Genomic DNA, 12,719 nt, shown 5'->3' with positions numbered 1-12,719 from the left:
CGGGGCCGAGCGGACCCGGCGCCGGTGTGCTCACGGCGTCAGCGGGTGGTGGCAGGCGACGAGGTGCTGCGGCGCCACGGCGGTCAGCGGCGGCCGGCGTTCGGCGCAGAGCGCGGTCGCGGCGGGGCAGCGGGGGCGGAAGCGGCAGCCGGTCGCCGTGGCGGCGCCGTCGCCGGCCTCGCCCTGCGGCACGATCCGCCGGCGCCGCACGCGGTCGAGGTCGGGCACCGGCACCGCCGCCAGCAGCGCCGCCGTGTAGGGATGCCGGGGCGAGCGGAAGAGGGCGTCGGTCGGCGCGGTCTCGACGATCGAGCCGAGATACATCACCGCCACCCGCGTCGAGATGTGGCGCACCACGCTGAGGTCGTGGGCGATGAAGACGTAGGTCAGGCCGAGCCGCTCGCGCAGCTCCACCAGCAGGTTGACGATCTGCGCCTGGACCGACACGTCGAGCGCCGAAACCGGCTCGTCGGCGACGATCAGGCGCGGCTCCAGGGCGAGCGCCCGGGCGATGCCGATGCGCTGGCGCTGCCCGCCGGAGAACTCGTGGGGGAAGCGGTTGGCGTGGTCGGGCAGCAGCTCGACCTGGCGCAGCAGCTCCGCCACCCGGTCGGCGATCTCCGCCGCTCCGTGGCGGCCGTGGACGCGCAGCGGCTCGGCGACGATGTCGCCGACCCGGCGGCGCGGGTTGAGCGAGGCGTAGGGGTCCTGGAAGACCATCTGCATCTCCCGCCGCACCGGCCGCAGCTGGCGCAGCGAGGCCCGGGAGATGTCGCGCCCGTCGAACTCCAGCGCGCCCGACGTGATCTCGTAGAGGCGGACCAGGCAGCGGCCGAGCGTCGACTTGCCGCAGCCGGACTCGCCCACCAGGCCCAAGGTCTCGCCGGGCCACACGTCGAGCGACACCGCGTCGACCGCCGTCACCGACCGCGCCGGCCGGCCGAACAGGGAGGCGCGCGTGGCGTAGCGCTTGGTCAGTTCGCTGGCGCGCAGCAGCGGCACGGCGGGGGCGGTGGGGGCGGCGGAGACGGCGGTCATGGGCGGGCCTCCGCGGCGGCGGTGTGGAAGCAGGCGGCGCGGTGGCCGCCGGCGCCCGCCAGCGGCGGCCGCTCGGCGCAGGCGTCGAAGCGGTGGCGGCAGCGCGGCGCGAAGGCGCAGCCGCGCGGCAGCGCCAGCAGCGACGGCGGCGCCCCGGGAATCGAGCGCAGGCGGGCCGGCCGCTCGCCCTCCAGCGGCGGGATGGAGTCGAACAGGCCCCAGGTGTAGGGGTGGAGCGGGCGGCGGAACACCGCCTCCTTGCCGCCCTCCTCGGCGATCCGGCCGGCGTACATCACCAGCACCCGGTCGGCGACCTCCGCCACCACGCCGAGGTCGTGGGTGACCAGCACCACCGAGGAGCCGAAATCGTCGCGCAGCCGGCCGATCAGGTCGAGGATCTGCGCCTGCACCGTCACGTCGAGCGCGGTGGTCGGCTCGTCGGCGATCAGCAGCGCCGGGTGGCACGACAGGGCCATGGCGATGACCACGCGCTGGCGCATGCCGCCGGACAGCTCGTGCGGGTAGCGCCCGGCCACCGCGGCGGCGGCGCGGATGCCGACGGCGTCCAGCAGCTCCACCGCCCGCGTCCGCGCCGCCGCGCGCGACAGGTCGGTGTGGGCGCGGAGCTGCTCGACGATCTGGCCGCCCACCGTGTGGACCGGCGTCAGCGAGGTCATGGGATCCTGGAAGATCATGGCGATCCGCCGGCCGCGGATCGCCCGCAGCGCGCGGCGCGACAGCCCCACCAGCTCCTGCCCCTGGAAGCGGATCGAGCCCTCGATCGCCGCGTTGGGGTCGTCGATCAGCCCCATCACGCTCAGCAGCGTCTGCGTCTTGCCCGAGCCGGACTCGCCGACGAGGCCGAGGATCTCGCGCTGGCCGACGGTGAAGGAGACGCCGTCGACGGCGCGCACGACGCCGCGCTCGGTGCGGAAGGAGACGCGGAGGTCGCGGACCTCCAGCAGCGGAGGGGCGTCAGACGGCATCGCGCACCCGCGGGTCGAGAAGGGCGTAGAGCATGTCCACCACGAAGTTGGCGGCGACCACGAAGAAGGCGGAATAGAGCACGGTCGCCATGATGATCGGCAGGTCGAGGTTCTGCAGCGCGTCGTAGGTCAGCTTGCCGACTCCCTGCAGGCCGAACACCACCTCGGTCAGCAGGGCGCCGCCGCCGACCAGCGCCCCGAAGTCGAGGCCGAACATGGTGACGAAGGCGACCAGCGAGGAGCGCACGCCGTGCCACCACAGCACCCGCGTCTCGCTGAGGCCCTTGGCGCGGGCGGTGCGGATGAAGTCCTCCTGCATCACCTCGATCAGGCTGGCGCGCAGCACCCGGCCGTACAGCCCGACATAGAGGGTGGCCAGCGTGAACCAGGGGATGACCAGGGTCTTGAACCAGCCCCAGGGATCCTCGCCGAGCGGCTTGTAGCCGAGCGCCGGCACCCAGGAGAACAGCACCGTGTCGTGGAAGCGGCTCTGGGTGATCAGGTTGGCGACCTCGCCCAGCCAGAACACGGGGATCGACACGCCGAGCAGGCTCAGCAGCATGAGCGTGCGGTCGAGCCAGCGGCCGCGCGCCGCGGCGGCCGCCACACCCACCACCAGCCCGCCGATCAGCCACAGCACGGCCGCCCCCAGCACCAGCGACAGGGTGACGGGGAAGGCGTTCAGCACCGTCGGCACCACCTTCTGGCCGCGGTTGACGAAGGAGGTGAGGTCGCCGGTCACGAACAGGCGCTTCATCATCAGCCCGTACTGCACGGGCAGCGGGCGGTCGAGCCCGAAGTCCCGGCGCACCTGCTGCAAGGTCTCCTGGGAGGCGTTGCGGCCGGCGATGCGCGCCGCCGGATCGGCGCCGGGGGTGGCGAAGAAGATGAGGAAGGCGACCACGCTGATGCCGACCATGACGAACAGCATCTGCGCGAAGCGGCGGAGGAGGGCGCCCAGCATCGCCGCTCACCCGATCCGCAGCTTGGACTTGGGGTCGAGCGCGTCGCGCACCCCGTCGCCCAGGATGTTGAGGGCCAGCACCGTCACGGCGATGGCGACGCCGGGGGCGACCGCCACCAGGGGCCGGCTGTAGAGCAGCCCCTGGCCGTCCTGGATGATGGTGCCCCAGCTCGCGTCGGGCGGCTGCACGCCGATCGACAGGAAGGAGAGCGCCGATTCCGTCATCATGTTGAGCGCCATCATGAGCGGGACGAAGACGATGACCCGGGTCATCACGTTGGGCAGGATGTCGCGCACCAGGATGCGCCAGGCCGGCACCCCCAGCCCGACCGCCGCCAGCACGAACTCCGCCGACATGAGCGACAGCACCTGGCCGCGGATCGGCCGCGCCATGTAGGGCACGTAGACGATGCCGATGATCATGATGGGCAGCCACAGGCTGCCCGCGGTGATGGAGATCGGCCCGATGTCGAAGCCCTTGCTGATCAGCACGATGGAGAGGGAGATGGCGAGGAGGTAGACGGGGAAGGCCCAGAGGATGTCGAGCAGGCGCGACAGCACGGCGTCCACCACCCCGCCGAAGAAGCCGGAGACCACCCCCAGCACGGTGGCGAGGACGAGGCCGATGGCGGTCGCCGCCCCGGCGATCAGCAGCGAGTTGCGGCCGCCGTAGAGGAGGCGGGCGGCGACGTCGCGGCCCTGGTTGTCGGCGCCCAGCAGGTAGGGGCCGAGGCGCCAGGTCGGCCCGATCGGCGTCAGGCCGAGGCCGAGCCCTTCGGTCGAGGGCTCCAGCACCGGCCGCGTCTCGCCGTCGATCGCCACCTCGCCGTTGAGGTTGGTGGCGAAGGGGTCGGTGCCGGAGACGTGGGCGGCGTAGAGCGGCGCCAGCAGGCAGAGGGCGAGCACCAGCACCAGGGTCGCCAGCGCGGCGACCGCGGCGCGGTCGCGCGCGAGCTTGCGGAGCGCGCTGCGCCACGGCCCTTCCGGCATGGCGTGCGCCGCGTCCCCGGGGATGGGGACGGCGGCGGTGGCAAGCGGCGGGTCGCCGTCGGCCGGCGACCCGTCGGGCACGGTCAGTTGACCCATGACTGGCTGACGATCCAGTAGAACTGCGGGCTGAAGGTGAAGTTCTTGACGCGGCTCGACACGAAGTCGACGCGCTTGGGCGTGAACAGGACGGCGGCCGGCGCCTTGTCGGTGACCATGCGGTCGACCTCGGTCCAGATCTTCGCCGCCGTGGCCGGGTCGCTCACCGAGGCCGCGAACGCCTCCTCCATGCGGGCGTCGACCGCCTTGTCGCAGAAGCCGGCGATGTTCACCGAGGCGTCGGAGCCGGGATGGAAGGAGGCGCAGCTGAACAGCACGTTCAGGAAGTTCGACGGCGAGGGGTAGTCCTGGAACCACTGGCTGACGCTGATCTGCACGTTGTTGTTGGTGTTCTGGATGTAGGTGAACTGGATGTTCTGCGAGATCGGCTTGACGCCGGCGTCGTAGCCCAGCTCCTGCAGCACGCCCTGGAGATAGACGCCGATGTTGCGGGAGACGACGGTGTCCTCGGTGATGATCGTCACCTTCTGGCCGGCGGTGCCGGACTCCTTGACCAGCGCCTTGGCCTTGGCCAGATCCGGCTTGCTCCACTTGGCGCCGGGGTTCTGGGTGTAGGGGCAGTAGGGCTCGTAGGAGGGGAAGCCCTGCGGCAGGATCTGGCAGGTCGGGGCGGCCAGGTTGGCGCCGCCGAACAGCTTGACGATGGCGGCGCGGTCGATGGCGTAGTTGACCGCCTGGCGCACGCGCACGTCGTCGAACGGCGCCAGGTTGGTGTTCATCGGCGCGTACCACATGGCGGTCAGCAGGTTCACCGCGACCTGCTTGGCGTACTTGCTGCCGATCTCCGGCAGGCGGTCGGGCGGCGGCGGGTCGAACATCCAGTCGGCCTGGCCGTTCTGGATCGCGGTGACCGCGGCCTCCTCGGTCAGGCCGAAATCGTAGTGGATCTCGTCGGCGTAGCCGTCGGGCTGGGCGTCCTTGCTCCACTCCTTGAAGTGGGGGTTGCGCACCAGGGTCATGCGGCTGTTGGGGTCGTAGCCGGCGATCATGTAGGGGCCGGTGCCGGGGATCGGCTCGGTGCCGACGTCCTTGGGCGGCGCGTCGGCCGGCAGGATGGCCGCGTGCGGGATGGCGATCTTCTGCAGGAACTCGCCGTCGGGCTGGGTCAGGTTGATGGTCACCGTGCGCGCCGCCGGGTCGGCGACGACGCCGCCGGCGAGCGTGCAGGTCGCCGGCTCGGCCAGGCAGGCGTCGGCGCCGACGATGCCGTTGTAGAAGGTCCCGGCGGTCGGCCCCAGCACCTTGAAGATGCGCTGGAAGGAGGCGACCACGTCGTCGACGGTCACCGGCTTGCCGTTGGCGAAGGAGATGCCGTCGCGCAGCTTGAAGACGTAGGTCTTGCCGCCGTCGGCGGGCTGCGGCAGCGCCTCCGCCAGGTCGGCGACGACCGAGAAGCCCTCCTTGCCGGCGACCTTCTTGAAGGTGACCAGCCCGTCGTAGAGCACGTAGTTGATCTGGAAGAACTGCAGCGTGTAGTTGACGTGCGGGTCGATGGTGCCGGCGGCGGCGCGCGCCAGCAGGCGCAGGGTTCCGCCGCGCTTGCCCTCCTGCGCATGGGCCCCGCCCGGCGGGCCGAGCAGCAGCGCGGCCGCCAGCGCCGAACAGGACAGGGCGCGCAGGGCGCCGCGCACCGCCGATGGGTATGTCTTCATGGGTTGGACCTCTCCGAACGCTTCGATCGTGTCCGTGCGCTGGGGACCGCGCGGCGGTGCCCTTCGTGCCGGGCAGCCGCCGCTGGAACACGCCGGAAGGGGTGCAAGCGGTGGACCACGCTATGAGAAATGATAGGGACGCCGCACCCGCCGGGCCGGCGGGGCAAGACCTTCCCGGCGCGGCCGGCGCCGCCCGGGGGCGAAGACGTCGGGTTGGATGACCGCGGTTTGGGCAATATCTGCCTATTTCTTAGGCTGTTGCCTCGAAACGGCCGGAACGGCGGCGTTTGACAGGCGGTCGGCTTCGTTCCTATCCTTGCGGCTCCGGGACAGAGCCGACGGGAGCTTGGAACCGCATGGCAGCCGACGCGCGCCTCGCCGCCCAGGTGGACGCCGCCTTCGACAGGGTCAAGGCGCTCGGGTTCGACGCCCTCATCTACGACTACGCCCCGGTGCCGCGCACCCACGACGGCCGGCTGATCAACCCCAGCGTCCTGGAGATGCGCAACGTCCCGGCGGACATGGCCGACCTCTGGTGCAACCGGGGCTACTATCAGCTCGACCCGGTGCAGGACGCCGCCCTGGCCGTGTCCTCGCCCTTCACCTGGTCGCACGCCGGCGCCCAGAGCGACGTCATGGCGCGGGTGCTGCGCGACAGCCACGGGCCGGTGGTGCGCTATCTGCAGGACCGCAAGCTGACCTGCGGCATCACCGTGCCGATCCGGCTGGCGGGCGGCGACCTCGCCACCTTCACCGCCATCCGGGTCGACCCGCCCCGCGGCGCGGAGGCGCGCCTCCCGCCGGCGCTGGCGGAGATCGCCCTGCTCGGCCACCGCTTCCACGACGCGGTGTTTCCCGGCTTCGCCGCCGCCGTGCGGACCTGCCCCCACGTGCACCTGACGCGCCGCGAGCGCGAGTGCCTGCGCCTGTGCGCCGAGGGCCTGACCGCCAAGGAGATCGCCTTCCGCATCGACCGCTCGATCCCCACGGTCACCTTCCACCTCAACGCGGCGATCCGCAAGCTGGGGGCCCGCAACCGCTTGCAGGCGATCGCCCGGGCGGCCCACTACCGGCTGCTCGACCCCGAGCCGTGAGCGGCGGGCGGCAGCGGCACCATCAGGGGCGCACTATCAAATTTGCCAGCTTACCGCGCCGGCGCGCCGGCTCTAGGCTCGTCGGCAGTCGCCGCCCGCCGGCCGATGGATCGCACGCGAGGAGAGCATGACGCTGAGCAGCCACGAAGGGTATGCCCCGTTCGACGGCCACCGCACCTGGTACCGCGTGACCGGAGACCTCACCGCCGCCAAGGCGCCGCTGGTGGTCCTGCACGGCGGGCCCGGCTGCACCCACGACTACGTCGATTCCTTCAAGGAACTGGCCCGGACGGGGCGGGCGGTGGTCCACTACGACCAGCTCGGCAACGGCAAGTCGACCCACCTGCCCGACCGGGGCGGCGATTTCTGGACGGTGGCCCTGTTCCTCGCCGAGCTCGACAACCTGCTGGCGCACCTCGGCATCGCCGGGCGCTACCACCTGCTCGGCCAGTCCTGGGGCGGCATGCTCGGCTCCGAGCACGCGGTGCGCCGCCCGGCCGGGCTCAAGTCCCTGGTCCTGGCCAACTCGCTGGCCTCGATGGAGCTGTGGGTGAGGGGGGCGCAGGAGCTGCGCGCCGCCCTGCCGCCCGAGGTGCAGGAGACGCTGAACCGCCACGAGGCGGCCGGGACCACCGATCATCCCGACTATCTCGCGGCGACCCGGGTCTTCTACGACCGCCACGTCTGCCGGGTCACCCCCTGGCCGGAGGAGGTGGCGCGCACCTTCGCCGCCGTCGACGCCGATCCGACCGTCTACCGCACCATGAACGGTCCCAACGAGTTCCACGTCATCGGCACGATGCGGACCTGGAGCATCATCGACCGCCTGCCGGCCATCGCCGTCCCGACCCTCGTCTTCCGCGGCGAGTTCGACGAGGCGACGCAGGCGTGCATCCAGCCCTTCATCGATCGCATTCCCGGCGCCGAGTGGTGCGTCTTCCCGGACTCCAGCCACATGCCGCACGTGGAGACCAAGCAAGCCTGCCTCGACCGGGTGGAGGCGTTCCTGGCGGCCCACGACTGACCGCCGGTCCCCCGACATCCTCCTGCCGCCGCCCCTCTCCGGTCCCCGGAGAGGGGCGCGCGCGTCGTGGCGCGCCCGCCGGCGGCGACGGCCGGGGCGACCGTGGAACGCGTCGCCCTCTGCTTTGCAGGCAATCTCCTGATTAAATCGCATGCGATTGCGTGCGCCAGATGCACTCGACACGACGCGTCGGGCGTCCGGCTTCTGCAACCCGTCGGCGTTTTCCCTTTGCCTTGAGGCCGCTGCGCGCCACGGCCTGCGGCGACTCGTCCTGGCACGATTCCTGCGATCGTTATTGCATGCGATGAGCGCATGCAATACTTTCTGCCGAGGAGCGTGTCATGCCGAACGTCCCGTGTTCCGATCTCAGCCGCCGTTCGTTCCTCAAGGGGACCGCCGCGGTCGGTGCCGCCGCCGCCACCCGCTGGTCGCCCGCGGCCGCCGCCGATCCGGCGGTCCTGAATTATCTCTCCTGGCCGGGCAACGCCGACCCTTACCTGGTCGCGGCGTTCGAGAAGGAGCACGGCGTCAAGATCCGCATCAAGGAGTATGTCGGCGGCGACCAGATGCTGGCGGTCATCAACCAGGCGCCGCCCGGCTCCTTCGACGTGGTGCTGGCCGATGCGGAGTACATGCACTTGCTGTATGCGGCGGACTTCGTCGAGGAGCTCGACCCGGCCGACTACCCCCTCCAGGACTTCTGGCCGGAATTCCGGCGGTTTCCGCTGCACTGGTTCGACGGCAAGCTTTACGGGGTGATGACGGATTTCGGCTATCTCGGCCTGTCCTACAACACCGACGTCTACCGTCCCGAGGAGGTCGCCTCCTACGCCGCCCTGTGGGCCGGCAAGGCAAAGGGCAAGGTCGGCTTCTTCGACTGGTATCTGCCGTCCATGGGCACGGTCAGCCTGTCCGACGGCAACCGCCCGCCGTTCGACATCGCCGACGACGCCTTCGCCGCGCTGCGGACGAAGCTGTTCTCCCTGAAGCCGCAGGCCGCGGGCTTCTACACCATCGCCGACATCTTCTCGTCGCTGACCAACGGTCAGGCGCACCTGGTGCCGGGCATCGGCGAATGGATCACGCTCGGCCTGCGCATGAACGGTGTGCCGGTCGACACCGTCATCCCCGAGGAGGGCGGCCTGCAGTGGACGGAATCGCTGTCCATCGTCAAGGGAACGGCCAAGCGCGACCTGGCGCGCAAGTTCATCCAGTACACGACGTCGCCCGAAGGCCAGGTCCGCCAGGCCACCAAGGTCGACAACAAGAAGTCCATCCCGTCCATGGCCGGCTGGAAACTGCTGAACGACACGATGCCGCGCGAGGCCGAGATCCTGCGCATGACCCTGGCCGGGCCCAACGTCATGGACGAGTACAAGAAGAACCGCATCGACTTCCGCCGTCTGCCGGTGCGGCAGGAGATCGAGGACTGGAACGAGGCGTGGAGCGAATTCAAGAGCCTGTGATCCCGCATCGCGTCCGTCCCGGGGGGAGCCGCCGCACCATGTCCGACCTCACCATCCCATCCGCCTCCGCCGCGCCGCCGGGTCTGCGGGCGCCGCCCGCCGGCCGCCGCCGGACGGTGCCGCTGCCGGCCCTGCTCGGCCTGCCGGTGCTCGTCTGGCAGGCGGTGTTCTTCGCGGCTCCCCTGCTGCTCCTGCTGGCGATCACCCTGTGGCAGGTGAAGGCGTTCCGCCTGCAGCCCGCCCTCGTGCTCGACAACTGGGAGCGGATGCTGACCTCGACGGTCTTCCACCGCGCGCTCGGCCACACCCTCGCGACGGCCTGCACCACCACGGCGCTGGCCCTCCTGATCGCCTTTCCCGCCGCCTACACCATCGCCCTGCGCCTGCCGGCGCGGCTGCGCGACCTGGCGGTCGCCTTCCTCGTCGTTCCGGTCTTCTCCAGCTACCTCCTGCGCATCTACGCCTGGCAGATCGTGCTGAGCCCGGACGGCGTGGTCAACGCGCTGCTGGGCGCCGCCGGCATCGCGCCGCTGCCGCTGCTCGGCGGCGCCGTCGCGCTGCAGATCGGCCTGCTGACGCTGACCCTGCCGGTGGCGGTGCTGATCCTGGTGTTCGCCCTGGCGGGCGTCGACCGCCGCCTGGTCGAGGCGGCGGAGAACCTCGGCTGCGGTCCGGCCGGGGTGATCGCCCACGTGCTGGTCCCGGCGGTCCGGCCGGCGCTGGCGCTCGCCGCCACCACCACTTTCCTGCTCGCCTTCGGCGACTACGTCAGCCCGCTGTTCATGACCGGCAGCCGGCCGCCGACCCTGTCCATCCTGGTCGTCGACACCGTCAAGTCGGGCGCCCAATGGCCGCGGGCCTCCGTGGTCGGCGTTTCCATGCTGGCGATCCTCGCCGCGGTCTTCGCCGTCGGCCGGCGCCTCGGCAACGGGAGGGCATGATGTCCGTTCCTCTGGCGCGGCGGCTCTCCCGCACCCTCCAGTATCTCGGCGTCGCCGCGCTGTTCGCCTTCCTCGCGGCGCCGATGCTGGTGATTGTCGTCTTCTCCTTCGACGCCAACCGCTTTCCCACCATCCCCTGGGGCGGCTTCAGCCTGGAGTGGCACCGCGCCGTCCTCGCCGATCCGATGATCCGCGACGCCTTCGTCAACAGCGTCGTCGTCGGCCTCGCCACGGCGGCCCTGGCCACCGTGCTGGGCTTCGCCGCGGCCTATCTCGACTTCCGCTGCGGGTTCCGGGGCAAGCGGCTGTTCGTGCTGATGGTCGCCGTTCCGCCGGCGGTGCCGGTGGCGATCCTCGGCATGGCGATGATGGCCTTCCTGTCGCGCATCGGCCTGTTCGGCACGCTGTGGGCGGTGATCGCCTGCCACGTCGCCATCGCCACCTCCTTCGCCATGGCGCTGGTCCGGCTGCGCCTGGGCGAACTGGGCGACGAGTTGGAGCCGGCCGCCTGGAACCTCGGCGCGACACCCCTGGGGGCGCTGCTCCACGTCGTGATCCCCTTCTGCCGGCCGGCGCTGGTGGCCGCGTTCTTCCTGTCGGCGGCGGTCTCCTTCGACGAGTTCATGGTCGCCTGGTTCGTCGGCGGTGTCCACGAGACGCTGCCGGTGCGCATCCTCAACCTGCTGCAGGGGCAGGTGAACCCGAAGATCAACGCCGTCGGCACCGCGGTGCTGGCGATCAGCGTGGTCCTCGTCCTGGTCGCCCAGCGCTTCGTCGGCGTGCGCGCCGGGCGCCGGTCCCCCTCGGCCTGATTCGGAGGCTCGTTCCATGTCCCGTTCCTTCGTCGCGTTGGACGCGCTCGACAAGCGCTTTCCCGGACACCACGCCGTGCGCGGCATCGACCTGGAGATCCAGGAGGGCGAGTTCGTCGCCATCATGGGGCCGTCCGGCTGCGGCAAGTCGACGACCTTGCGCCTCATCGCCGGCCTCGACGAGCCGACCGGCGGCGACATCCGCATCGCCGGGCAGAGCATGCGGGGCATCCCGGCGTCCCGGCGCGACACCCCGATGGTGTGGCAGAGCCTCGCCCTGTTCCCCTTCCTGACGGTGGCGGAGAACGTCGCCTTCCCCTTGCGCATGAAGAAGGTGGCGGCGGCGGAGCGGACGCGGCGGGCGCTGGAGTGGCTCGACCGCCTCGGCCTCGCCGGCATGGCCGGCCGCCGGGTGTCGCAGCTCTCCGGCGGGCAGCGGCAACGGGTCGCCATCGCCCGTGCCCTGGTCACCGAGCCCTCCATCCTGCTGCTCGACGAGCCGCTGAGCGCGCTCGACGCCCATCTCCGGGTGCGCATGCAGACCGAGCTGTCGCGCCTGCACAGGCAGCTCGGCATCACCTTCGTCTACGTCACCCACGCCCAGTCCGAGGCCTTCGCGCTGGCCGACCGCATCGTCGTCATGAGCGACGGGCGCATCCAGCAGGTCGGCCGGCCGCAGGACGTCTACCGCGCCCCGGCGAACCCGTTCGTCGCCGAGTTCATGGGGATGAACAACCTGATCCGCGGCACGGTGGAGGCGGCGGGCGACGGCACCGCCCGCGTCGCCTGCGGGCTCGGCCGCTTCACCGTGCCCGACACGGTGGGGCTGGCGGTCGGCGGCGCGGCCGCCTTCGTCATCGCCGCCGACCGCGTCGCCCTATCGACCGGCGGCACCGCCGGCGACGCCAGCCGCGCCACCGTGGCGGGGACGGTGCTGGGGCTCGAGTTCGTCGGCTCCACCCAGACCGTCTTCGTCGAGGCGGCCGACGGGCGCGAGTTCCGCGTCCAGAAGCAACAGCACGAGATCGAGCAGCTCGACCTCCACCCCGGCCGCGCGGTGGAGCTGAGCTGGGACCCCCGGCACGCCTGGCTGCTGCCCAAGGCGGCCTGATCCCCCACCACCATCGGGAGACCCATCCATGTACGAAGAACGATTCATGCACCGCGCCATCGCCCTGTCCCGCGAGGCCCTGTCCGTCCCCGGCACCGAGCCGTTCGGCGCCGTCGTCGTCAAGGACGGGGCGATCGTCGGCGAAGGTCTCAACCATTCCGCCGCCCACCGCGACCCGACCTCCCACGGCGAGGTCGAGGCGATCCGCGACGCCTGCCGCCGGCTCGACACCGTTGACCTCGCGGGATGCGAGCTCTACACCTCGTGCGAACCCTGCGCGATGTGTGTTGCAACCATGGCAATCGCCGGCATTTCCAAGCTGTACTACGCCGCCGCCATGGACGACGCCGGAGCCGCCTTCGCCGGCCTGACCCCGGCCGAGCGCCATCCCATCGACACGGACCGGCTGCGGGCGGAGTGCGCGGCCGAGGTGCACGCGCGGACCCTGCCGGCCGAGCAGGCGCTGGCCGCCGACGCGGTGGCGGTGCTGCGGGACTGGGCGGCGATGCGGAAGGCCGGCTGAC

Annotated in this window: 12 protein-coding genes; 7 read left to right on the top strand and 5 right to left on the bottom strand. The window is 71.5% G+C overall.

Annotated elements, in window-relative coordinates; all coding sequences use genetic code 11:
* Positions 1 to 30: 30 nt before the first annotated feature.
* The 5 genes from ACSBPG_RS23625 to ACSBPG_RS23605 are packed head-to-tail and all read right to left on the bottom strand — an operon-like array spanning position 31 to position 5,747.
* Positions 31 to 1,038 (bottom strand): ABC transporter ATP-binding protein, encoded by a 1,008-nt coding sequence (locus ACSBPG_RS23625; RefSeq protein WP_435539683.1) that lies wholly within the window; start codon positions 1,036 to 1,038, stop codon positions 31 to 33.
* A complete protein-coding gene (locus ACSBPG_RS23620; RefSeq protein WP_435539682.1) occupies positions 1,035 to 2,024 on the bottom strand; it encodes an ABC transporter ATP-binding protein in 990 nt (329 codons plus the stop codon). The genes ACSBPG_RS23625 and ACSBPG_RS23620 overlap by 4 nt, the downstream gene beginning before the upstream one ends.
* Positions 2,014 to 2,988 carry an ABC transporter permease gene (locus ACSBPG_RS23615; RefSeq protein ID WP_435539681.1) on the bottom strand — a complete coding sequence of 325 codons (975 nt, stop codon included), beginning with the start codon at positions 2,986 to 2,988 and terminating at the stop codon, positions 2,014 to 2,016. The genes ACSBPG_RS23620 and ACSBPG_RS23615 overlap by 11 nt, the downstream gene beginning before the upstream one ends.
* Positions 2,989 to 2,994: 6 nt before the next feature.
* A complete protein-coding gene (locus ACSBPG_RS23610) occupies positions 2,995 to 4,074 on the bottom strand; it encodes an ABC transporter permease (protein WP_435539680.1) in 1,080 nt (359 codons plus the stop codon).
* On the bottom strand, positions 4,062 to 5,747 hold the full coding sequence (locus ACSBPG_RS23605) for an ABC transporter substrate-binding protein (protein WP_435539679.1): 1,686 nt from the start codon (positions 5,745 to 5,747) through the stop codon (positions 4,062 to 4,064). The genes ACSBPG_RS23610 and ACSBPG_RS23605 overlap by 13 nt, the downstream gene beginning before the upstream one ends.
* Positions 5,748 to 6,103: 356 nt before the next feature.
* On the opposite strand from ACSBPG_RS23605, the gene ACSBPG_RS23600 reads away from it, so the two are divergent.
* The 7 genes from ACSBPG_RS23600 (at position 6,104) to ACSBPG_RS23570 (ending at position 12,718) form a co-directional block, all read left to right on the top strand.
* Complete coding sequence (locus ACSBPG_RS23600; RefSeq protein ID WP_435539678.1) at positions 6,104 to 6,841, top strand: autoinducer binding domain-containing protein; 738 nt, start codon at positions 6,104 to 6,106, stop codon at positions 6,839 to 6,841.
* Between the two features lie 127 nt (positions 6,842 to 6,968).
* Positions 6,969 to 7,865: a proline iminopeptidase-family hydrolase gene (locus ACSBPG_RS23595; protein WP_435539677.1), complete on the top strand. Its 897-nt coding sequence runs from the start codon at positions 6,969 to 6,971 to the stop codon at positions 7,863 to 7,865.
* A gap of 341 nt (positions 7,866 to 8,206) precedes the next feature.
* On the top strand, positions 8,207 to 9,331 hold the full coding sequence (locus ACSBPG_RS23590; RefSeq protein ID WP_435539676.1) for an ABC transporter substrate-binding protein: 1,125 nt from the start codon (positions 8,207 to 8,209) through the stop codon (positions 9,329 to 9,331).
* A 38-nt stretch (positions 9,332 to 9,369) separates the two neighbouring features.
* Entirely contained in the window at positions 9,370 to 10,272 is a 903-nt protein-coding gene (locus ACSBPG_RS23585) for an ABC transporter permease (protein ID WP_435539675.1), read from the top strand.
* Positions 10,272 to 11,084 (top strand): ABC transporter permease, encoded by an 813-nt coding sequence (locus ACSBPG_RS23580; RefSeq protein ID WP_435539674.1) that lies wholly within the window; start codon positions 10,272 to 10,274, stop codon positions 11,082 to 11,084. The genes ACSBPG_RS23585 and ACSBPG_RS23580 overlap by 1 nt, the downstream gene beginning before the upstream one ends.
* Before the next feature lie 16 nt (positions 11,085 to 11,100).
* Positions 11,101 to 12,195: an ABC transporter ATP-binding protein gene (locus tag ACSBPG_RS23575; protein WP_435539673.1), complete on the top strand. Its 1,095-nt coding sequence runs from the start codon at positions 11,101 to 11,103 to the stop codon at positions 12,193 to 12,195.
* Positions 12,196 to 12,223: 28 nt separating this feature from the next.
* The gene (locus ACSBPG_RS23570) at positions 12,224 to 12,718 is read left to right on the top strand and encodes a nucleoside deaminase (RefSeq protein ID WP_435539672.1); all 495 of its coding nucleotides are present in this window, start codon (positions 12,224 to 12,226) and stop codon (positions 12,716 to 12,718) included.
* The last annotated feature ends 1 nt before the right edge of the window (position 12,719 follow it).

It is taken from the genome of Azospirillum sp. ST 5-10, from assembly GCF_051225715.1.
GTDB lineage: Bacteria > Pseudomonadota > Alphaproteobacteria > Azospirillales > Azospirillaceae > Azospirillum.
This window is presented reverse-complemented; position numbering and strand designations above follow the sequence as displayed.